The sequence below is a fragment of the Chitinophaga tropicalis genome (assembly GCF_009758205.1).
In the GTDB taxonomy this organism is placed as follows: Bacteria; Bacteroidota; Bacteroidia; order Chitinophagales; family Chitinophagaceae; genus Chitinophaga; species Chitinophaga tropicalis.
Genome location: NZ_WRXN01000001.1, coordinates 1,260,238 through 1,283,051 on the forward strand (window position 1 = coordinate 1,260,238; position 22,814 = coordinate 1,283,051).

Annotated in this window: 21 protein-coding genes; 2 read left to right on the plus strand and 19 right to left on the minus strand. The window is 46.2% G+C overall.

From position 1 onward, the window contains the following. Positions 1 to 39 precede the first annotated feature (39 nt). Positions 40 to 1,092 (plus strand): hypothetical protein, encoded by a 1,053-nt coding sequence (locus GO493_RS05330; protein ID WP_157305056.1) that lies wholly within the window; start codon positions 40 to 42, stop codon positions 1,090 to 1,092. Between the two features lie 33 nt (positions 1,093 to 1,125). Here the strand turns inward: GO493_RS05330 and GO493_RS05335 are convergent, their stop codons facing one another. The 4 genes from GO493_RS05335 to GO493_RS05350 all read right to left on the minus strand — a co-directional run bounded on the left by GO493_RS05335 (position 1,126) and on the right by GO493_RS05350 (position 7,745). Continuing rightward, a complete protein-coding gene (locus GO493_RS05335; protein WP_157305057.1) occupies positions 1,126 to 2,508 on the minus strand; it encodes a RagB/SusD family nutrient uptake outer membrane protein in 1,383 nt (460 codons plus the stop codon). A gap of 6 nt (positions 2,509 to 2,514) precedes the next feature. Next, on the minus strand, positions 2,515 to 5,802 hold the full coding sequence (locus GO493_RS05340; protein WP_157305058.1) for a SusC/RagA family TonB-linked outer membrane protein: 3,288 nt from the start codon (positions 5,800 to 5,802) through the stop codon (positions 2,515 to 2,517). A gap of 145 nt (positions 5,803 to 5,947) precedes the next feature. Continuing rightward, positions 5,948 to 7,141, minus strand: coding sequence for a FecR family protein (locus GO493_RS05345; RefSeq protein WP_157305059.1), 1,194 nt, complete (start codon positions 7,139 to 7,141; stop codon positions 5,948 to 5,950). Between the two features lie 76 nt (positions 7,142 to 7,217). After that, the gene (locus GO493_RS05350; protein ID WP_157305060.1) at positions 7,218 to 7,745 is read right to left on the minus strand and encodes an RNA polymerase sigma factor; all 528 of its coding nucleotides are present in this window, start codon (positions 7,743 to 7,745) and stop codon (positions 7,218 to 7,220) included. 154 nt (positions 7,746 to 7,899) lie between these two features. Here GO493_RS05350 and GO493_RS05355 point away from each other — a divergent pair, with 154 nt between their 5' ends. Continuing rightward, positions 7,900 to 8,151, plus strand: a complete 252-nt coding sequence (locus tag GO493_RS05355; protein ID WP_157305061.1) for a hypothetical protein — start codon at positions 7,900 to 7,902, stop codon at positions 8,149 to 8,151. A gap of 54 nt (positions 8,152 to 8,205) precedes the next feature. Here the strand turns inward: GO493_RS05355 and GO493_RS05360 are convergent, their stop codons facing one another. From GO493_RS05360 to GO493_RS05430, 15 genes are all read right to left on the minus strand, one after another. Beyond that, positions 8,206 to 8,442 (minus strand): helix-turn-helix domain-containing protein, encoded by a 237-nt coding sequence (locus GO493_RS05360; RefSeq protein ID WP_157305062.1) that lies wholly within the window; start codon positions 8,440 to 8,442, stop codon positions 8,206 to 8,208. A gap of 205 nt (positions 8,443 to 8,647) precedes the next feature. After that, complete coding sequence (locus tag GO493_RS05365; RefSeq protein ID WP_157305063.1) at positions 8,648 to 9,397, minus strand: DUF4262 domain-containing protein; 750 nt, start codon at positions 9,395 to 9,397, stop codon at positions 8,648 to 8,650. A 261-nt stretch (positions 9,398 to 9,658) separates the two neighbouring features. Further along, entirely contained in the window at positions 9,659 to 10,198 is a 540-nt protein-coding gene (locus GO493_RS05370) for a hypothetical protein (protein ID WP_157305064.1), read from the minus strand. Between the two features lie 24 nt (positions 10,199 to 10,222). Continuing rightward, positions 10,223 to 11,218: a DNA-methyltransferase gene (locus GO493_RS05375; RefSeq protein WP_157305237.1), complete on the minus strand. Its 996-nt coding sequence runs from the start codon at positions 11,216 to 11,218 to the stop codon at positions 10,223 to 10,225. 87 nt (positions 11,219 to 11,305) lie between these two features. Next, a complete protein-coding gene (locus GO493_RS05380) occupies positions 11,306 to 12,742 on the minus strand; it encodes a hypothetical protein (protein WP_157305065.1) in 1,437 nt (478 codons plus the stop codon). 10 nt (positions 12,743 to 12,752) lie between these two features. After that, positions 12,753 to 13,904, minus strand: a complete 1,152-nt coding sequence (locus GO493_RS05385) for a hypothetical protein (protein WP_157305066.1) — start codon at positions 13,902 to 13,904, stop codon at positions 12,753 to 12,755. A 25-nt stretch (positions 13,905 to 13,929) separates the two neighbouring features. After that, positions 13,930 to 14,742, minus strand: coding sequence for a DNA adenine methylase (locus GO493_RS05390; protein WP_157305067.1), 813 nt, complete (start codon positions 14,740 to 14,742; stop codon positions 13,930 to 13,932). Between the two features lie 66 nt (positions 14,743 to 14,808). Beyond that, entirely contained in the window at positions 14,809 to 16,269 is a 1,461-nt protein-coding gene (locus GO493_RS05395) for a hypothetical protein (protein ID WP_157305068.1), read from the minus strand. A 188-nt stretch (positions 16,270 to 16,457) separates the two neighbouring features. Next, positions 16,458 to 16,874, minus strand: coding sequence for a hypothetical protein (locus GO493_RS05400; RefSeq protein ID WP_157305069.1), 417 nt, complete (start codon positions 16,872 to 16,874; stop codon positions 16,458 to 16,460). Positions 16,875 to 16,916: 42 nt separating this feature from the next. After that, positions 16,917 to 17,318, minus strand: coding sequence for a hypothetical protein (locus tag GO493_RS05405; protein WP_157305070.1), 402 nt, complete (start codon positions 17,316 to 17,318; stop codon positions 16,917 to 16,919). 132 nt (positions 17,319 to 17,450) lie between these two features. Further along, positions 17,451 to 18,596, minus strand: a complete 1,146-nt coding sequence (locus GO493_RS05410; protein ID WP_157305071.1) for a hypothetical protein — start codon at positions 18,594 to 18,596, stop codon at positions 17,451 to 17,453. A 12-nt stretch (positions 18,597 to 18,608) separates the two neighbouring features. Then, the gene (locus GO493_RS05415; protein WP_157305072.1) at positions 18,609 to 19,748 is read right to left on the minus strand and encodes a hypothetical protein; all 1,140 of its coding nucleotides are present in this window, start codon (positions 19,746 to 19,748) and stop codon (positions 18,609 to 18,611) included. A gap of 74 nt (positions 19,749 to 19,822) precedes the next feature. Then, positions 19,823 to 20,311, minus strand: coding sequence for a hypothetical protein (locus tag GO493_RS05420; RefSeq protein WP_157305073.1), 489 nt, complete (start codon positions 20,309 to 20,311; stop codon positions 19,823 to 19,825). Next, positions 20,295 to 21,512, minus strand: a complete 1,218-nt coding sequence (locus GO493_RS05425; RefSeq protein ID WP_157305074.1) for a hypothetical protein — start codon at positions 21,510 to 21,512, stop codon at positions 20,295 to 20,297. The genes GO493_RS05420 and GO493_RS05425 overlap by 17 nt, the downstream gene beginning before the upstream one ends. 59 nt (positions 21,513 to 21,571) lie before the next feature. Then, positions 21,572 to 22,807 carry a hypothetical protein gene (locus GO493_RS05430; RefSeq protein WP_157305075.1) on the minus strand — a complete coding sequence of 412 codons (1,236 nt, stop codon included), beginning with the start codon at positions 22,805 to 22,807 and terminating at the stop codon, positions 21,572 to 21,574. Between the last annotated feature and the right edge of the window lie 7 nt (positions 22,808 to 22,814).

The following is a 22,814-nucleotide window of genomic DNA, read 5'->3' on the forward strand; positions in this document are numbered from 1 at the left end:
AAGGGCCGGTAAATCCGGTCCTTTAAAAGCTCATCATACATGAAAACAGGTATGAAAATTTTCTGGACGTTATTTACCGGGATTTTATCGGTTGCCTTCTTACTGCAGTATGCCAGCCATCGAGAACGAACGCCTAACGGATTTACCAGAACAGTATTAAAAAAAAATATTGAGCCGCTGGCAATTAAAAACTTGGGTACAAGATCTTGTTATATCATTGGTATCTCTGTTGATCGGGTTTATTTAGGCGACCATTCTCAATCCGGGCGAATACTGGAATTATCATACAATGTAGATAAAGTAGATACTTCGTGGTTGAGTCTGTCAGATTCAATCCGGTTTGGGTGGGGGGCCGCTACAATTTATAAACATGGTGATCGGTTCTACTTAGCCGAAGGAGTGACGCCAAACATTTTCGCATTTTCACAAGCAGATAAGAAGGGAATAGCATTGAGCTCCAAGCAATGTCACTTTAACCTTATCATTCCGCTGGACAGCATGTTTGTTTTCCGGACTTATGATACCATCATGCACAGAAATTACCTGGCAGTTGCCAGATATGGCCAGGAGGCCATTAGTCGACCAACTTTGCTAAAAGACCAGCAGGATGGTGTCTTTTCAACAGATGGCATGTTGCTTTTTGATAGTCTTACTGAAAGATTAATATATGTCTATTACTATCGCAATCAATTAATTTCATTCGATAAGAATCTTAAGAATGAATTGTATGGCAAGACAATAGATACAATAACCCATTCAAAAATTGAAATACATGCTGTTAAGAGTGAGCATAGTATTAAATTTTCTGCTCCCCCATTGAAGGTAAATAAGCGTGCTTGTGCATCTAATGGAATGCTATTTGTTTACAGTGGACTACGGGGAGATAATGAAAAAGGAAAACTGGCATTTAACTCTTCTCCAATTGATATATACAGAGTAAATGACTTTAAATACTTGGGTAGTTTTTATGTACCCAATTATGACGGTAATGGTATTGGGGATATGGCAGTTTGGAACGATAAACTTGTCGCCTTAAGAGGGCGTGAGATGTCCGTCTATAACTTGCATTTAAGCCCCTTAATTGGTCGCTAAAGAAACTGCATAACAAAACAATGTCGGGAAACTTTAGTATCCCGCATTCTGGGTCAAGTTTGGATTCAGGGTTATTTCTGATCGCGGTATGGGGTATAAGGTATCTTCCGATCTCCATCCCGGTGATTTAAGAAATCCTAGTGTATAGTCTGCCCGACATGTTCTTTTGAGGTCTAGCCACCGGTGTGCCCATTCTGTGAAAAGCTCTACTTGTCGTTCTTTATAAATAGCCTGCAAAGTGCTATCAATGGATGTTAACGATAGTGGGGATAGTCCTGCTCTTTCTCTTATTGTATTTATATCGGTATTGGCATTATCAACTCTTCCTAACTGAGCATAAGCTTCTGCTCGTATCAAATACTGTTCACTCAGCCGGAGCATCATTAGGTACTCCTTGATAGATTCGCCCGATTTGGCTTTATACTTATATGGAAAATAAAAGGTAGTATTGTCAATCGAAATACTACTAATCCATGATGTCATGCGTTTGTCGGCAGTCTCGAATACGGACAGAAATTCAGGACGAAAAGCGACAACTGTTGGAATAGAATTTAGAATGAACACCTCTGCATCAAAAGTATTATACCTTGGTACAGTAGGTTGAAGTTGTAGTATAGCCTCTGAACTATTTTTTAAAAAAACATCAGTCAAGTTGCCGCAGAGTTGGTATTGATTTTTACGACCTATAATTGCTGTAGCACTTGTTATACATTGTTCCCAATTATGGGTATAAAGGTATATTCTAGCAAGCAGCGCATTCACAGCAGACCGATTGGCCCGAATCCGCTCTCTGCCAGATGCGTATTCCTCTGTTAATAATTGACGAGCCGTTATAAGATCATTTTTTATATAATTGTAAACAGTTTTAATCGGACTGCGCTGAAGCTTATCGTTCTCTTGATAAGTCGTCGTTGTGGATAAAGGTACAGATCCATATAGATTAATCAGGTAGAAATAAAAATATGCTCTTAAAAAGAGTGCTTCTCCTGATAGTTGTTGACGAACCTGAAATGTAATTTTGGAAGAAGCACTAAGCCCGTCCAGCAAGCTGTTGCAACGATATATCGATTCATAAAGCTGATCCCAGATACCGCTATTCAAACCATTATCAGGACTTATATCATTGAAGTAAAATTGCTTTGCATCTGGGATGCCTGAATAGTTATCTAATTCATCAGCACTGAGTCCGCATAGGACGGAAAGACTCTTTCTGCCAGATGGAAAAGCTTCACTTTCGGAAGACAATCCTTCATATATACCTAGAATTGCGGCTGTTGCAGTGGAATCGTTTGCAAAAATAGCTGAAGTTGTAAGTTGTCCGTTCGGTGGTCGTACAGATAAAAATTTCTTGCAACTAGTATTTGTTAGGAAAATAAGTGAGATGACAAAAGCAAAATGCACGATTCTTCGAAACATAGACTTTTAATTAAAGGTGATTTCTACTCCAAAAATGTATATTCGGAGAGGAGGAAGGGTATTGTTTATGCTCTGATTCTCAGGGTCTACTCCCTTGTAACTGCTAATAGTAAATACGTTTTGACCCTGGAGAAATAACTTGGCCTGTGTAGTTCTTATTCTTCTTAGTATCCTTCCTGAGAAGCAGTAGGCAAGCGAAATATTTTTAACACGTATGTAAGAAGCATCACTAACAACTGCGTCACTTGCAATTAAATTACTATAGGCGGTGTAGGTAACACCATTTACTTGCTGACTAAATCGTTCCACGTCTCCAGGGCTTTGTAGATTTTGCCAACGGGATAATACGTATTTAGGTTGATTTGCTAGCATACCAGGCATTGAGCTAATGCCATATAGATAGTTATAACCAGTTTGCTTGATAAACTGGATAAAAATGTCCATGCTTAACTGCTTATAAGAAACAGTATTTAGCATACCTCCATAGAACTTCTGACCTACATTTTTATTAGCTGCTAGGTCATTGGGAAATGAAATATGGCCATCCTTATCGACATCTTCAAAGATATATATCCCTGTATTCCCATTTACCCCTAAAAAATGAAACGCCTTAAACACATTTAAGCTTCTTCCGATAATATATTGATAGGCATAGTTACTACCTAACAGTTTGGGAAATGCTCTCAACTTGTTTCGAGGTATTGTCAAATTAAGGCTTGTTGTCCATTTAGTAGAGGCTGACTTAATATTCAGCGTATTAATCTCCCACTCAACGGCCCTATTCATTACAATTACCCCTAGATTACCTTGAACGTAGGGAAAGCCCGTGATACCAGAAAGGGGATATTCTATAAGTTGATTAGAAGAATGAGAAAGGTAATAGCTGATCACAAATTGAATTCTATTTTTCAAAAGAGCTGCGTCAAAACCAACATTTAACTTTCTATTACTTTCCCAGCCATACTCACTATTGTAAAGTCTAAGCGGATTTAGGCCTATACGATTGTCATATGGGTAAGTTGTAGGCTGCCAGGTATCAACAAATTGGTAATCTCCTATTTGATCGTTGCCAGTGATACCATAGCTAGATCGTAACTTAGCAAAATTAAAAACCTTTGATAATTTACTTTTCAACCAAGGTTCTTCCATCATAAGCCAGGCAAAACCCAAAGCACCAAAAGTTGCAAACTGGCGATTTGGCGCAAATCTGCTACTTCCGTCCCGCCGGCCAGTTACTTCCATAATGTACCTGTTTTTAAGATCGTATCTTAGACGGGTAAAAGCGCCAAAATATCGGTACTGAGAAGAGTTTTTATCTAGTATATCTATATTGGCTGCGCCATTCGTTGTCTCCAACTGTGAGGGATCGATATATCCTGAGGCAACTAGGTTATCATTATTGGTAGATATGTCCTGAAATGTAAAACCCGTAAGCAAAGTCAGTTTTCCTGGCCCCAGATAATAAATATACTCGAACTGAGGTTCTGCAATCCAGGATCGAACCACTTTATTGGCAAAGAGGCTAGAGCTGGTTGTGATGCCTAAAACCGGATTAATTGTATTTACGGGTACAGGAGTTATTTCTTTTAAAACTGTAGAGGTAATTCCAAAGTTCGCCTTAACCTTTAAGCCTTTTAGAGGGTTATATGCTAGATTTACGTCTGCAATTAAGTTATTGCCACAGGCTTTATATAACTGGTGCAATTTTGCATTAGGATTATCATAGCCAGGCGCCCAGTTGAAAGTTCCATCAGTATTATAGCCAGAAGGTGCATTGGGTGGAAGTGTTAATGACTTGGCCGTAGGTTCTAGAGCTGGTAACGTTTTTGTATCCAATGCTGCATTTACACTCAAATTTAAAGCTAATTTCCTGTTTTCCCCTATGGTGTTAAAACTGGCATGTAAAGAACCTTTGCTGTTATAAAAGGTTCCTGGAAAAACCGTAGTCTCTCTGCGGTATCCACCAGACACATAATAGGTTGTCTGCTTGTTTCTACCAGAAATTGACAATCTTTCCTGGAAAATATAAGCGGTTCTGCCGATGAGCTCCTTTTGCCAGTCAATATTTCGAGTAGTATCCCAAGATAACAGATCATAGTCTACAGTAGGATCAGGTTCCGTCTGATCATTTTTAAAAGCTTCTCGACGCATCGTTAGGTATTCAGGAGTGGAAAGCAATTTCATTTTAGATGCTACACGGGCGATGCCTATTACAGAGTATCCTGTAATTTTGGTATTCCCAAAATTTCCTTTTTTTGTTGTAATCAATATCACGCCATTTGCTCCACGGGATCCATAGATAGCTGTGGCATCAGCATCCTTTAATATTGAAATACTTTCAATATCCTGTGGGTTTAGATAAACGAGTGGACTACCATTGACAAGAATTCTACCACCAGCCTGTATCAGTGTTGCCGAAGGAAAGGGAACCCCATCAATAACATAAAATGGTTCATTGCCGCTGGCAATACTATTTTGACCACCGATGCTAACTTTAACTTCACCATCTGTTACACCAGTTGCTTGTTGGATAAATAATCCAGGTATTCGCCCTTGAAGAGCTAATAATGGATTTGTGACAGGTTGGATGCCAATTTGCCTGCTATCCAAAATCCCCACTGACCCGGGATTGGTTCTTTTGGACGTTGTGCCATAACCTATTACAACGGGTTCGTCTAACTGTTGGGCTGCTTTGAATAATTCAATCTGCAATACTTTTTCATCGCCAACAATTACTTCGCGAGTTTGATAGCCGACATAGGAAACGATCAGTATTGTGTCGGTGGGAATTCTGGCTAACGAGAATTCTCCTTTCGTTCCAGTGATAACTCCTCTCGCAGATCCCTTGAGCTGCACTGAAGCGCTTTCCACCGGTTGGCCTTCTGAAACCACTATGCCCTTGATGTAGAGTAAAGCCGGATTTTCTTTATTCAGTTTAACAACAATCGTCTGTCCGATCACTTTATAAGCCAGCGGCTGATTACGGAAAACAATCTCCAATACCTGTTCAAGCCCTAAGTTATTTACGTCGATATCTATTTTGTGCGCTTTCTCCAGTACACCATCTTCCGTCCACGCGTGATAGCCGGTTTGTGCTTCAATTTTACGCAGAGCTTCCTCAATGGTGATTTGCCGGGCAGAGAGGGAGACACGATGCTGCGCAGATGCAGCATTACAAAAAAGTGATATCGTGATCACGATAAAAAAGTGCTTCCCCGTAAGAACGCCATAGTGTTTCGTACATAGCAAAAGGTTTGCCGTGTATAGGATAAATGTTTTGCAGCCAGGACGCATATTCATAATTTTGTGCCTGATCTACAAATGAGCCATCTTTTGTAGTCGAAAGGCGGAGGCTGGTAATGACAGTTTCCGCCATTTTTTGGGTACTTGTCGATGTGAAAGGAGAATAGAAAGAGGACGGACCGGAGTTAACCTATTATCAGTAAAATACGATTTTTTTCCCTTCCTGACGGTAACGGATATCACTTTCTTTCAGGATCTGCAGGACAGTTGAAATATCCGCCGTCCTGGGTATTCTGCCACTGAAGGTTTTTTTGACCTTCGGAGGAATTTCATAAGTAATATCATACCACCTTGCCAGTTCAGGGAGGATTGTTCGCAGGTCTGCTTTCCTGAAATCAAAAAGCTGCTGTTTCCATGCCACTACCTGTGAGGTATCAACCGCGCGGGACACATTCCATTTGGCGCCCGAGATCAGCAGTACCTGGCCGGCAGCAAGTGCAAAATGCCTTTTTTCGTCTGACACCTTCACCTTCCCCTGCAATAACGTGGTCCGCAAGGCGGAATTGCCAGTATAAGCCTGGATGTTAAATTGGGTGCCCAACACAGTTATGGCAACGGATCCAATGCCCACTCGGAATGGGAGGGTAGGATTGGGGCTTATATCAAAGAACCCTTCCCCGATTAAAGCCACCTGACGCCCACTGTTAGGGAATTGAAGGGGAAACTGCAATTTGGATAACGCATTCAACCACACTGTACTACCGTCAGAAAGTGTAATGCTATATTGGCATCCCCGTGGAGTAACCAGTGTTGCGGGCTCAGATGTGGTACCAGAAGGCTGGCCGTGAGTTGGGAGGGTGACCCTCCTGTTCTTTAAATCAATAGCCGCTCCCAACTGCCGCAAGCGTTCGCTTTTTTCTGCAAGGCTATCTAACACAATGATATCCCCATCTGCAAAAGCTATATATGGATGGTGGAGAGCGTCTACCTGTTGTGTCGCCTTTGCTTTCCCGTCCGGTGGTGCAGAACGGCGCTGCCTATTGGCCAGCTGATACCATATTCCGCTGATAATAAGGGTGCTGGTAATAACTATTGCTGCGTATTTTAATAACTGCCTACCGAGACGCCTTGCTGGAGGCAATGGTAAAACGCTGGAACCTGGATCATTTGTCCCATGGCTGATCAATTCTATCAGTCCTTCATAACCCCTGTCTATAAATTCCGGGTTTGACATGGTGGTGGTTTCCCGCAGTTTTGATTCCAGAAATTGCAGCACCTGTTCCTGATGTACTGGCTCGTCAAGGGCAGAGAGGAACCTGTCCAATTCATGGTTGGATAATTGTCCATTCAAATACCCTTCCAGCAACAACTGGAACTTTTCGGTTGTCATGACTTTGGGTGACTTTCAGATAAAGTAGACACTTTTGTACAGGCGGAGGGAGGGTGGGCCTCGAAAAAAAAGTTTATTAAACAAGCAGGTAGGACCGAAAAGATTGTAAAGCAGACTTTAATGCCTGCACCGCTTTTTGTAAAAGTTCCTTTACAGAAGTTTTTGAAATATGCATGGCTTCTCCTATTTCCTTGTAGGTCATTCCTTTCTCTCTTGAAAGCCGCCATGCTTCCTGTTGGCGTGTAGGTAATTGTTGTACAGCTTCTTCCAATAAGGAGAGTTGTTGCCGCAGTATTGCCTGTTCTTCTACATTGTCAGTAGATTCCTGGAAACGTTCCTTTAAATAGGTCTTGTACCTGGCCTGTACAGCATTTTTGCGAAATTCATTCAATACGGCGTGTTTGGCCATGGTCACCAGGTAGCTTTCAAGGTTTTCCGGTGTGATCGTATCCCAGCCTTCCCACAACCGAAGGAATACAGATTGTGAGATGTCCTGGGCTTTTTCATGTTGTCGCAGCAGAGAGTATGCGGTCGCATAGACCCGGGGATAATACTTTCTATAAATCTCCTTAAAGACCGAATTTAGTTGCTGAGATGGGGACAAGGTTGCACCTTTTTGGTTGTATACTCAATTTACAAAGAAAAACATATTGCCGTTGAAAGCCATTCTAATTTTAATCTCAGACTCACTTAGTATCCCGCCTGAGCAAGAACGTTATCTCTGCCGATGAAGGATGAATATTTTTTATCTTCGATAAATGAGCCCAAAGGTAACCCGCTTCTCCAAATCGTTTATCATTGAAGAGACGGAACAACTCGTCGAGTTTCATCCTGTTAATACCGCCTATAAACAGCTATACCAGATTTATATTCCCCTTGCCGGTAAGCCATACCGGATTCATATGCAGAAAAATGACCAGGGGCGGTTTGAAATCGCGGCTAAAGACCAGGTACCGGCTCATATTCTTGAGTTAGAGAATGAGTTTGAAGCAGCGATTATCCAGTCATAGTGATCTGCCGGCAGATGTCCCTTGCGCAACTATCCGTTTTTTTAAGTTGCTTAATCACCATCCTTTAAACAGGCTGGGAAATTCAACACCATAGTATTTGCAGAAAATCACCAGATACCGGGCGTTTTGGCGGGCCGATCTTCCCGCCTCAATCTCAATCAAATCCTGTATCGGTATATCTGTTTCCGTTGCTACTGTTCTGATGTCCTTGCCTGCCCGAAGCCTTAATTGCCGGATATTCTCTCCGAGTATTTTCAGGAAAAGTGCCAGCTCTTCATTCTCGTTACACATATATAAATTAGGAATACGAAAAACAGACTATTGCGAGAATAGTTTATGTTCAAACGATACAAAAAAAGTATAGTTTGAAACAATAAAAGTACGATTTGTATTTTGAGCCGTTGGGGGCTGGGGGAATTTGCCAATTGTGTTGGCCATTATAATCCGGTTTGCAGCGGATTTTTTAACACCAGGCGGTAAGCTGTGTCCGGACTTGTCATCGCTTGCGGGTGCGCCGAGCTTTGGGGCGGTTGTCTGTTTTTTGTTCCTGCTGCTGCTTTTGTTGTTCGATCAGTGCTATCAACTGCTCGGATAAGACATAAAAGTCGTAATCCTGTCCGCAGATTTCAAAGCAACGCGCCCTTACAGTATTCAATTGCGCTGCTTCAACCGGAGTAAAGACAGATGCCTCTGATCCCTGCACGCGGTAGTCTTCCATAATGGTATCCGGATGAAATGGCAATTCGTACTTTGTCTTTAATGCGACTATGAAATTTATCACATCACCGATATCTTCAATATCATTGGGTGTATAATCCAGTGCCGGTAAAGGATAGCCATCTTTTAATAAGGTGAGCTGTTGATTGTAAGGAGACTCGATCAGCTGCCCATGTTGGTCCGGAACTAAAACCCGCAACAGCTTTCTACCGCCTTCCTGGGCGCCGGCAAAGCGAACGGGATATTCGCCATGTAATAATCCTAGATATGTCTGATCGGCACAGAACTTATTGCCCGCATTAATTTCATCCACCAGGGTATGAAACATCGATTTTGCCTTATCCACCGGAATGTTAAGACAGATCTGCAGGTCCGGATGACCAAATTTTTCAGGCAGCCCATGTGTATGATAGTTGGTCTGGCAGGGATATTCATCCCCACCACGGACAAAGTGAATATACCAGCCAAATCTGTCCAGCATCTGTTGCTGCCAGGCAGCTATCCGATTTTGGTTTTCTTCGGAATGCATTGTTCTCTTTTTAAGACATTATTAATATCGGAAATTTAATATTACTAACCAGCGCTTTAGTATAACCGCTATAGTATCGCAGTTTCTCCCTGATTTTTCAAAAGTATACAAATGATCAGCACACGTTCTGTAAGCCGTTTCCCATATGATGAAAGTGGGCTTACGGTTATAGTATCCGGAAAGAAATTCAGAGTGGTAGATAAATAGCCATCAGTGAGCACTGCTAATTATAATATTAACAGCTCGTTTTCGGCGAATGATTTATATGCCACGTGATTTCTTTTTGATATTACTGGGCTTCACATTGGGTTTATTCCTTTGCTCATTTGCCGGCAGTTTGATGCCAGTAATTTGAGATACTAATTCCGGTGTCAAGGGCATTACTTCTGCTTTGCGGAACATGACCATAGGATACTGTTTCAAATAAGCCCGCTCATCCTTTTGGTTCAATCGTGCGGCAGCGATAGGATCCAAAGCATAAGCTGTGGGAAAGCGGATGACTACCAGGTTTTTGTCGTCCAAGAGGGTGGATGGATCTGCCGGTATAATGGCTTCTGACTGTGTCTTTTTATTGTAGAGGTACAGATGTTCCTTTTTAACAGAATCAAAGTGACCTCCGTTATTCAGATCTATCGGTGTTGCTAAAAAATTATCCTTGGCCCTTAGCTCTCCGATACGAACGTCCACAAAAAATATCTGGTCTGCAATGTCCATTATGGGCATCATGCCGGAAAGTCTTGCCTGCACTGCGTCTTCTCCCTGTAGGGAACTGTAAAATTTTGGATCAAATAATTTGGACATAACAAAATGTATTAAGTGAAAAAATCAAAGATTTGAATCCGGATAAAATAGTCCCAGAGACTGCTTTAACCGGGCTTTGGCGATTTCGACATACAGCGGATTTAACTCAAAGCCGATGTACTTTCTATTTAGTAAGGCCGCAGCCAGCGGCGTGGTACCCGCACCTGCAAAAGGGTCAAGGACGATATCTCCTTCTCTGGTGGTAGCCTGGATGCAGAGCTGTGGCAATTCCAATGGAAATGTGGCAAAGTGGGCGCCCTTAAAATTGGCTGCTCGCAGAGTCCAGACACTGCGGCGATTGGCCTTGAGAGGTTCACCTTGTTCCTTAATTGATTGGCGCCAGCGCTCGTTAAAACCCGCATGACGGATGCCGTGGCCGTCCTGCTTAAGTGGGGCTTTGGGCTGGTGGATAGCCTGGTCACCTGTGCCGGGAATGCCCTTAGCGTATTTGTTACTTTCTCCCTTGCCTCGCTCATCACGCCGAATCGAAGACTCGCTCCTGGTGGTTTTGATAGCCTCTCCGTTATAGAAATACTGCGGTGATTTTGTCAACATAAAGATGTACTCATGGCTTCTGGTGCAGCGGTCGCGTACTGATTCGGGCATGCAGTTACGTTTGGCCCATATGATATCCTGGCGAAGGTGCCATCCACTGTCACGCAAGGCGAAAGCCGTCGCCCAGGGGATGCCTATCAGGTCCTTTTGCTTCAATTGATAGGAATCCTTACTTACCGGTCCGGTTGCCTGCTGGGCTGCCGGTTTACCATGCCAGTAACTGTCACCCAGGTTAAGCCATAACACGCCATCGCTTTTTAAAACCCGCCTTACCTCGGTAAATATTTCTACCAGCCGCTGCACGTAGCCTTCCGGAGTAGCCTCCATGCCTACCTGGCTATCCACGCCATAGTCTCTCAGGCGGTAGTAGGGAGGGCTGGACACACAACACTGGATACTTTCTTCAGGTAGGTTTTTGAGCCCTGTCAAACAATCTATTGCATGTATGTAGTTCACACTTTCCATTTCTTTCACTATTCAAACTACTATGTAGGTATTGTGTCGCTTGGTGTCTATAAGCAGCGCGCTTTGGAGACAGAAGCGCACGTTGCACTATCTTGGGCCGCCGCCCCGGCGTAACCAGTTTAATTTGTCTGGAGCTGTTTGCTGGCGTCGGACCTGCTCAAAGTCGCGCGTCACCTCAAGTTCCAGATGGATGCCAGTCCGGCGCACCAGGTCGTCAAAATAGAATTGCAAGGCCACCGTCTGGTGCGCAGATAGCAGTTCATCATTGAGTCGAAGTTTATAACTACCTGTGTCTCCCTCGCTGTTTGCGATCTGCTCGAGGGTGAACAGTGGTTTTTCATGGTTGGGGCCCGTAACATTATAGCGGACAAGTTGCTCCGACATAGGATCTGTTTGTTGGCCTGCTGTCGCCGGTGGCGAGCATCGCACCGCGATTTCCCTGACAGCTTGCTCAAAAAAGGGATACTGCTGCTCGGATATAAAAGGGGCGATCTGTTGGTCGCCTGGCGCGGCCACCCGTAGTTCGGTGATGAGCAAACACGGGTGCCGCCGGGCGTACTTTTGCAGGGTTTCCTCCATCCTATCTCCTAAAAAGTTTTGGGCAAGCTGATAGAAATTACGGTCAGGATAGATGTCGTGCCCTTCGTTGGTAAAATGGAATAACTTAAAATAAGGGGAGGAGTCCTCGCTTTTTAAATTTATAGTAGGATCCATACCGGTAAGCGCCTGTAGTTCGCGGGTGTCCTTATGAAAAATAATATAGATGCCGTTATCATCTTTTGCGCTTTCATCAGCGAACATGGCAACCGATGCCAGCCTTTCACCAGTTGATAGCGCGAGGTTCATTTCTCTGATCATATTATTCAGCACATGTTGTCCTGCAACATCCTCGTTGGTGGCTCTAAAGTCCTGCTGGACCAGATGTACCATGGCTGCAGTTATACTTTCAAAGTGAAATACCTCCCGGTACATTCTGTCGGGATATCTTTGTCCATCCTGATTATACAAACCCTGGCGTAGCACCTGTAGCTCAAAGGGTGGATCTTGCGGCAGCTTTTTTTGTAGGCTTTTTAGTGCGGGGTCAGGGGCAATGATCAGCTTGTTCTCATAGGTCATGGGGGCGAGCAGCACCAAAGCCCCTTTCGGGTCATAGTAGGAGAACTCGTTAAAGGTAAAAGGGCCCAGTCCCATAAGTGTCCGCATATCCAGTTCGTCAGAGTGTATCAGGTAAATACCGGCTGGTGGTGCTGCTTCAGGAACGTCGTCAAAGGAAAGGCTCATTATTTGAAGAAGCGCTACATCTGCTCCTGGCGCGGTGATTTGGGCGGCTTCATAGAAGTGGGAAGCCTTGTTACGTTGGGCTACCGGCTCGTTATAGGATTGTGGGTCTATCGTCAGTAGCGCCGTCAGCGCACTGGCCAGCGTTGGAAAGTGATGGAGCTCATAAAAATGCCTGCGCTCTGCAGAATCACTGATTTCATACCCGCCCAGATATAGTTGAAAGGGCAGCAGATCGTTACTCATAAAGTATGCTTTAATGTTTTGTAGAAAATGTTACGGCAGGGGGGTAGCGATGGCTACCATTACTGGCCGCGGCCACTTGTTTGTATTGGGTGTGTTGCATGTTTACAGGGTGGCCGTTCTTTTCCAATACAGGTGGTAGCGACTGTTTGGGCAGCACAGAAATGTTCGCATCTAATTGGGTGTTGATTTCCAGCTCCAGTTCACAACCCGTCTCCTGGCAAAATTCCCCACGGCTGATCCGGTGATAGTTGAGGGTAAGGCCAGTGCAGGCTGCGTCGTCTATCCATCTGCGGTAAAACGGAGGCCATAACCCTTTGCGTCTGGCCAGCGTGGCGCCATCGCTGCCGTCTACTAGCTGTATCGATTGGATCCAGTGATCAAGCCCCTCTTGTCGCACTCCTTGTGGACTAAAGGCTGCGTCCGGATATTGAGTCATATGTTCAAAAGCCTTCTTTAGCGTGGTAAAGTAGTGGTCCTCTTTTGTCAACTCCGGATGGCGGTTATGCTGTAAAATGAGAGAAAGGTCCATTTTTTCGCATCGCATCAGGTAGGTTTGCTCCGGGCCGTATTTAGCGCGGTTGAGATTGATCTCTCCTAATAAATACCGGCATGCCTGGTCTATGGCCAGGGCCTTACCATTTTTAACGCCAACTGTTATTTCTCCTGCCACCGGCATTTGCAAAAGGTCATACAGTGCCTGGTGTTCGCTTGTGACAAAGGGGGTATTAGACCAGTACTTAAGTTCCAGGTACTCTTTTGCCAGGCGTCCTCCAATGGTTGATGCCAGTTGCTGCATATCCAGCCAAACGGCCACTGCCTGCCTGGCGCTGGCTTCATCGTTACCTATAGGAGAATGCCAGTTGATGGCCCGCATGCGATGCTCCAGCGCTGCGGTATCGATATCACCTATTATGGTATGTCTATGGCGTGGTGTTCTGTACAACCGCAAGGTATACTGGTGCAGGCTGTGATAATTTGACTGGTCCAGCTTGAGAAATTGTAATATAATCTGGGTACGGTGCCCCTTGTAATCCCCCGGACAGCTGATTTCATACATTGGCGCCTCCAGTGGCAGGTTAGCAAATACCGTGAGGGCAACGTCCCGATCCAGCCCGATATCTTCAAGTTGTTTCTTTAAAAGGGTATATGACATTCGCTTCATGATGCTATGCTTTGGTGTTTTCAGATTAAAAAAGTAAAAGCTGGTTGTTGGGTAACAGTGGGTAATTGGACGTAAGCACTTCCGTTTTCGACTTGGGATTACCGTTTTTGATATTGACGGTTACCAGTTGTTCGAACTGCTGCTGCTGCCAGCCGTTGCGGCTCACAAATTCTTCCAGTACTTTGGACGGATAGGAGGAAAGCAGGAATTTCCCTTTAATGGCCTGCAGTGCTTCCAGCAGCTGGATGAAGTCCTCCTTGCTATATCCCTTGTAATGGCCGAGGTGAGAATTAAAATAAGGTGGGTCGCAATAGAAAAATGCATCCGCATGATCCCTGCTTTTAATGATGTAGAGGGCGTTGGCATTTTCCAGCTGCACACCTTCCAGGCGCCGGGCGTACTGGCGGGTAAATTCATGCCGGCTAACGATATTTTTTTTGGAGGTGGTGTTGTCGGTAACGTCATACCCCCAGGTACTGTTCAGCTGACCTGAAAACCCCTGCATACTGAGCACCCATACGGCCCAGGCGCGTTTGACTTCATCAAACAGTTTTGGGTAGGAGTAAATGATCCAGGCATGTTGATGTTCTTCCCGGCTGTGCAGTGTGGTTGTAACCAATGTGAACAGGTCGTCAAAACGGCTTTTGACGACTTTATAAAAGTTCATCAGCTCTCCGTTGGTGTCGTTGAGCACTTCTACCCTCGACGGTCGCTTGTTAAAAAATACGGCCGCCCCACCGGCAAAAGGTTCCGCATACAAAACGTGTGTGGGTATGAGTTCAAGAATATATGGAGCAAGTTTTTGCTTGCCGCCGTAATATGTCAATAAGCCTTTCATTGTCAATCACATTTTCTTCGCTCAGGGCTTATAATACTTTAAAGTAACCGGCAGGTCTGGCTGCTGCTACAAACCGTTCCTTCTTTTTTGGGAGTGTAGATGTTCTCCCTGCTCCCGCTGTTGGGGGCGATCCCTCTCATCGGGCGCAACAGGTGGCAGCTGAATGGTGCCGGGCAGGGCGCGTGAGCCGGGCTGTTGAAAGCATTTTTGAATACTGGAGAGCACTTCAGGTGTGAGCTGGTCTCTCATCAGTTGTAGGTCAGTGCCGTTTTTTAAGTGGTTCGGGTTGTCAAGTGTCATGCTTTTGGTCATCACCGCTTGTCCGTCATCGGTGTGCTTTATCGTGGCAGCGGGAATAAAAAAACTATAAGCCTGCTGATGAACAGGGCTGAAAAGCTGATTATGGATGGAAAACAAGGCCTGCACGGCATCATCAAGATTTTTGTAGTGTAAGTCGGCGCTATGCAGGATGAGTTGCGCAGATGGATCTTTGCCCGGTGAGAGGTCTATATCCTTGTAACCAAACTCCAGCGAATAACTGCCTTTTTCTTTTGGTACGGCATTGTTGGGTACAATACAGCGTGTAAGTAGCCGGAAGAAGTTGGTAACAGGGGCAAACGACTCGCCATTGTTATTGTAACGGTACAAGGCGTAGGTCCACAGTTTGTGTGAGTGACCGTATAGTGCAGGCATATTATCCAGATTTTTGATGGCATCCGGTGGCGCTGTAAAAGTGATATACATCCCGACATGGCGCTCACCGGGATAGCCGTCTGATTTAATGAGGGACAAATGCGCCAGCGGTTCGGCCTGGCGAGTGGTTAGCGCAACACTGGCGGTATAGCTGTCTTTATCCATCAGGTGCATGCGCAGATAGGCATCAAGGTCCACCGGGTTGGTTAATAGCAGACCGGTAAAGGCAGTGTGATAATCCGGGTAATGATAATGCCGGCAGATGGTCTGATAGGGCTGGTTTGCCTGAGTACCGGCGTAGAGCATGTCTCTGGCACTAAGGCAATACTGCCAGGGTACTGACCGTTTTTTGGCGATTCGTTCGACAAGTTCTTCTATGTCGTCCGCATGAGAAAGCACCACGCCATCTCGTTGGGTATAAGAATAGCGGGCCAGTAGCACTCCGTTGGGCCCATAATGTCCTGCAAATAGGTCCGGGTTCAGCTGGAGTTGCTGACAGGCTGTTTCAAGTTCTGTAGTAAATGCCAGGTAAATGCCGGGGACAGGATCACCCTCCGGAGATTTGTCCATGGTGATGGCTTTCAACTGGGCCAGCGGTTGTCCGTTGCGATTATCCTGTATATTGATTTTGTCCAGATAATAGCTTCCGCTGCCATTGCCTTCCAGATCGATCATCCCAGGTTTCCTGGTAAGTACGGCAAGAAGGGCTTCTTCCATATGGTTGAAATAAAACTCGTCAGTGACAATCAATGGACCCAGTGTTCCAAAGCGCTCCATCTGTATGGAGTAGTCGCGTCCTTGCGCTATCACCTTATATTTCCATGTATCGATCATACGATTGCTTTTTTTAAGAAGTTTCGTTGCTCAGGTCTGTGTTATGAAGGTGTTGTTGCCGGATGGGTGGCGCTGATGCTGTATAAAGCAGATGTATGAAGGTGTGGCCTCTGGCCTGATGATGGCTGGTTGCTTAAGAGTATCAGCAGACGGGGGCACTGTTTTCCCTTATAATCGGGCTATGTCTGTTACCGGAATCCCCGGCCTCGCAAATGTCGCTCCCAGGGCTTAGGCTGAGGAAACAGGCCGGAAAGGGTTGCGGCGCCCGGCAGTTGATGGTTGTGGCGAAAACGATAGGAGCGCTGTTCATTGGTCTTTTCCTGTTTAACTGTCATCTGATCGACTTTAAAGCCGTTTACCTGGTTATAGCTCACATCAAAACGGCAGGCCACATTGAAATATCTGGTTTCCAGTGTACATTTTTCTGGCGCTAGTTGTTTGCCTTCAAAGTGGCGTAAAAATTCGGCGAGTAACTGTAACAATGGGCCGGACTGTTTTGGGCGTCCCCCATAGTCGGATATCGTATATCGGTCACGATACCCTTTCCGGTACAGCAGACCTGCAAAATCTTCTGCGTTGTCGCGGTTTATTTTATGTTGATCCATGGCAGGTGATATTTAATTGTTCAGGTGTTAGGTACCGTTACCTTATTTACCACGTGGCCTGCGTCCCTTTCGATGAACGGAGCGGCGGGTAAATGGCTTTTTTATCTTCTTTGGACGCATATGTCTTGCTTTCTCTACCCGGTCCAGCACCTCTTTAAGTGTATAGTAGGCGGCTGGCCCGCTGGGTATCGGGTCCGCTGTACCCCGGTAGGTTTCGGTGATATGCAAAGGGTTCACTTTCCCGGTGTGAGCGTCTTTGGCCAGACGAACGACCGTCACCGACATTTGCTGCACTTGCCCGTTAGCAACTTTCAGTATGTAACCGGCGAAGTCTTTAGGTTGAGTGCTGCCGCGCGCATATTGACGGACGGCTTCCAGGTTAAAGACAGATCTGCCCTGCTCCATGTTTTGCAGCGCTTCTTCACAGAGATGCATAAAACCCATTCCGGTTAGGATTTGCAATAGCTCCTGCTTAGTCGGAAGTTTTTTCATACAATCGTTGTCTTTGATAGTAATAATAGATGCCCTCAATGGATAGGGTCTATGCCCTTGGTGACGCCGGTATTGGTTATAATGCTACAATCCACCATGCCCACCTTTGCGCTTTGGTCGCCGTCGCAGGAGATAACGGGCCGAAAGCGGCTGGGAACTTTTTAAGGCGTGTTTGTCAATAATATAAACGTCCGGCTTTCCATCCAGTGTCTTCATTTTGGTCAGCGGATAGCCGGTCTGTAGCTCGAAATCGGTGGCCTTGATCTTTTCCCGCTGCAGCCACCAGGACAGTTGATTGCCCCGGATCTGCGGGGTCTGTTCCGTTTTCCACAGGACTCGCTTGGTGGCCATAAGCTGTTTGTCCAGAGCATCGATGATGTTAACATTGCAGATAACAAAATCCAGGTTTTTGTCCAGTACATGTTCCGGAAAGAAATGCCGGTCATCTACGGCTTGCGCATGTTCAAAGGCGTTCTTAAAAGAGCTGAAATACCGCTGCAGGCTGTCACTTACTGTTACACGGCCGTTGGTAACAATATATTCATAGGGAGATAACCTGTTAACTTTTACTTCCAGCAGCGGTAGCTGTGCTGGCTGGATCGTGGGAAGATGGCCTGTCCTCATGGCCCGATACAGGTTGTCAAAGGTAAGACAGTTTTGCTCCGGTAAGTAAAAGGTATGGCGCATGGAGTGTTCCTTGAGTATTTTTTCATAGATATCTTTTAAAGGGTGAACGTTGGTAATACCGGAATGGTAGAAGTATTTTGCTTCCAGCCGCCTGCACACATCCTTTCCCACCTCTGCGCATTCCAGTGTACCCAGGTCTGTCATCACTTCGAGGACTGCACGCTGAATGGCCTGCGGGTCGGTGATGAAACGGTTATCATTGTTTGTCGTGCGTTCAGAAAAGTTCCAGTTGATCTTTGACATCCGCCAGTCGAGATCCAGACTATTGACACCGTTGATCTCAACTTCAGGAATGTCTATCGGCCGTTGTAGCGTCGCATGGAGATGATGGAGCGTATATGGCTTTGCACCATCCAGTTGATAAAATGCGAGCTGGAAGCTGAACCTGTTACCGCCTTCCTTATGCTGAGCATAGTCTAGCTGAAAGTGCGGAGCATTTGTCTTGACCGCTTTAGCGAGCCCACCATCAGCCTGCTGGCCCACGCCGACTGCACGCAGTACTGTCTGCAGCCGGCAATATTCTGAATATGTACTGTTGTCCATGGATAATAATTTTTACATGTGCAAGCCACGATTGTCTGGAGGATCCTTACGTTTGAAGGGTTTACGATGGCGATGCCCGTCGGCGGGTCCTATTGGCGGGTATACCTGGTAGGTAAGCCCCTTTTCATCAGGCTGTCCATAACTGGAAAGGGCAAGACCACTTTTTTGCTTGAAGTCGGCTGCCGTTGTTTTACCTTCAGTCAGATGCCAGCTGATGATATTGTTGACCAGCGTTTCTTTTTTGTTCAGGTCCCAGTTGGATGTTTTAACAGCTATTACCTGGTCATCGGTACAGTCATAAATGATGGCTTCTTTTATCATCAGAGGCAACCGGTCGGCGATCACGATGATAGGGTCGAACTGATCCAGGGGAATGCGCTCAATATGATCGACCGCCTTTTTCAGCGTGGTGAAATACCTGCTTTTATCATTGTATACCCCAACACTGAGATGCTGTTCTTTGGTGGATCTGTGTTCATAGCCCTTTGTGCGTACTTCATACGCTTCATGGCCGGCCATGTAGTCGGTTCTCTCCTGTGGTGGCGTGCTTAAAATGAAAATGGCGTCTCTGGCAATAGGCGCATCGGGCCGTCTGGTTGAAATTTTTACAGTGTCACTATAGGTCTGGTCTAATTCCTCCAGCCTGGGATGTATGTGAGAGCCAGCCGCCAGTGGTGTAAAGGCCAGGTGCTTGGTCGCCAGTAGCTCCATCAGATGGGTGCCTTCTTCGGTGACGGTTAGTCTGTCTAGGTCTGAAAGTAGCCGGTTGATCTCTCGATGAAGTCGGCCGGATCCCCGTTCCTCATCTCTGCGCAGCAGATCCTCATTGATCCCATGCCAGTTGATCTCGCCCATGCGCGCGTCCACCAGCGCGGTATCTATGCCATTGATGACGGTGGCTTTGATAGGTATTTCACCTCTGCGGAAGAGCTGATAGTGATCAAATGTATAGTCATCCTGGCTATCAAACTTGTAAAACTGCAGTTTATATCGAATGCGTTCGCCACTGCTGAAGTCCAGTAGATTGATGCGAAAGCCCGGTGGGTCGTCTTTGACCGCCATGGAGAGCATTTGGTCATAAACTTGCGGAAATCCATAACCGCGTATGGCTTCCTGCAGCCGGCAGTACTGTTCATATTGTTTGTTGTTCATGCGTCACTGGTTTCTGGTCACACATATTTGTAGGCCACTGATAGGTCTGAACCGTCAGGGCTATCCTAATACCTTTATAGAGAGCGCCCCCTATTTTTACCGGGATGGCGTATTTTATAGCCGACACCGAGCTGCTTTCTTTTTTCAAGCAACATCGTCTTAAGTTGCTGTATGGCGTGTCGTGGCTTGGGTAGTGGTCCTTGGGAGGCCAGGAAGTGTTGGCTGGCACTCAGTTGCCGTACATCCAGGTACTTGTAGCTGGCAGCAACTAACGTTGTCATCGCAGCTTCATAGCCATGCAGATAATATTGATGGGTGTGGGCATGCCGCCGCACGTCAAAAATGAGGATGGCGCTGCCGTCTTTCATCTGGTGCCAGGGTCTGAGTAAAAGCGACTGATCCCTGCCGAAACTTTCGCGCAAAAAAGCTTCTGTCAAATGCACCAGGCCAATCTTTTTCATATCTGCTTCCAGTCTCATCCATTGATGATCGCCATCCGGTCCGGCAATTTTGCGCAGTGCTGCCTCTCTGCGTTCCCGCTCTGCGCTAGATTCCCTTGCCATGACGTTTACCGCTTGGCACCCTTATCGTCATAGGCTTTTTATGAGCATCCATCCTGGTATTTATCTGCTGATGTGGCGTGTTCTCTTGCCCGTTATTATCCGCTTTGGCTGACCCCGCCGGACTGTTGCCGCCAGACTGTTTTTCTGCCTGTGCCGGATGCTCGGGAGAGGATACATTGTTGCCTGGTGTTCCACCTCTGGTGGCTGACCTGTCTGCAGGGCCGTCGAGCTGTACCACGCTATTGGAGCGGCGCTGACGCGGCGTTTTACGATAGTTGTTATGAGGCTGCAGTTTGCCGTCAGCATAGATGTGGATAGTCCCATGTTCAGAGTTGACGGAGATGGTCACATACTGGGTGTTGCCGTCCTTGTGTTGGGCACTGAGCTCTACCTGGAAGCCTTTCTTTAGATTCCTGAGTAGTTTCTCATGTTTCTTCGGATCGTCGAGACTGGGAAAATTGAATTCATCCAGTTTCGCCTCCAGGTCAAAAGAGGCATAGCGCCATTCATAGTTGCCATTCTCCTTCTGTTTTGTCAGATCCAGCCAGATCCAGGTGGAGTACTTTTCGTCATTTTTGTTAAAATACTCTTTTTGCACAGGGCGCCCCTCTAACAGGTTCGGTATCTCCAGGAGAGTGATATTTTTATGGTGTGTAAAAAAATGCCGGACGGTATGTTGATCACGTAATTGCTGCTGGTAGGTCAAGTCCTGCTCATCCTGGGTAAATGTCAGGTCAGGTGAGTATTTGGCAACAAGCAGGTGAAACAGTTCCTTGTCTGTTGCGGCCAGCTCCTGGAGTTTGTGATTGACGATATGATCATATGACTGCTTTTGCTCTACATAGAACCGCTCGCGTTCTGCCGCGGGCTGCTCATAATCCATCGTGGGCCTCGAGCGCAGCATATTTTCCAGCGCGCTCACGTCCAGACTGCCCAATTGTATCGCTGGAATGGGAATATTAATAAGCGCTGCGTCTACCCCGTTATAAAAGAAGCGGTAACCGTCTTTTTCGGAGTGGCCGTAGCCAAATACCAGGTCTGTGGTGAGCCGACTTCCGTCAACGGAGGATTCTTCCTTTAATGTAAAGGGTTCAGTGCCTGCCTTTACATGATAGGTAATGGCGGCATTGTGACGAGTTTCAGCGCCAGCACTGTATTTCATGTCATCAAAAAGTGCTTGCAGGTTTTCCTCTTGTGTCATGACTTTTGTTTTATTGGTTTACAATAATTGTGGGTAGTGCCGGTGCTTGTTTTGTTCGATCATATCCGCCGGGTAGAGCCTTTGTTGGGCACTTTGCGAACAAGTGGCTTTTTGTTGTCCAATTTTTTAGTGGATGTTGAGTTGTTCTGATCTATATAAAGCTGTGGGGCATTCGCCTGTGCCGGCTGATTGGACTGCGAAGGCTGAATAGAAGGCCCCTGTTGGTTGGATTGAGACTGTTGGTTGGCGAGCGTTTGCGCCAGCCGGGGAAGTTCGCTCAGTGGCACTTCGTCTCTTGACTGATTGAGTATTTTTATCCTGCCATCCTGTGGCGCGGCCACCGCGTACATTTCAATATCCTGAACGCCTACCCGAACTTTTACAGGCATTACTTTACCTGCCCGCAGGCCATCGAATAGCTCCCGGCGGGAGGCGGGTGTATTCAGCTCCCGGATTGGAAGGCCATGGGCGGCTTTTTCCAGATCAAATGCATGTGATGGTGTTTGTATATACCGGTAAGCCCCGGTGCCGTCCCGTTCGTTAAAGTTCAGCTGTACCCAGCTGCGAACAATTTTGCCATTGGCGTCCTGAATGGGTTGCTCAATAGCCCACCCCTCCAGCAGGTTAAGTGCCTGATCGGCTTTGAGCGTCTTGTCGTCGACTACACGAAACTGCTGGCTGCGATTCATGGAGGGGTTCTTATCAAAACGCAGGTGGGCATCGTATTTTTCAAACTGGTAAATACCATCATCATCGACCTTGTTAATGTGCAGGTGATATTCGGCGGTTTTCCCGTTAGAGACATATACACTATAGGGTACAGTAAAGGAGGGCGCGTTTTCCCTCATCTGCCGCTCTACCTCTGGTATGGCCTGTTCCATGCCATGGTCGGAGAGTACCTTGCGTATTTGCTGCATGTTTTGTTGCCGCTGCTGTTGCACCAAATCATAATGGCCTGGTGTGTAAGCCGGACCGCTTTGGGTGATCCGGTCGCTGATACGGCCTATGAGGTTGACAAGCCGGTGGAAATTCCTGCGCCACCATCCTTTGTAAACGTCCTTGCGCTGTACCTTCAGAGCATCCCGCAGATAGCGCAGCATTTGCTTTTCTTCTCCGGACAATTCCTTTCGCCTGGCAGCGTAGCGCCGGTGTACAGAACGGTAGTACTGGTAGCGGGCTTTGTCAAAGCTGCGGCCTTGTCGCTCCTGGGGGCGAAAGATCCTGTCCAGCTTCTTCTCATGGCTGTCCCAAATCTGCAGGTCGTATTCAATGCGGTTGACTGAATTGTGTAGCATAACGCAA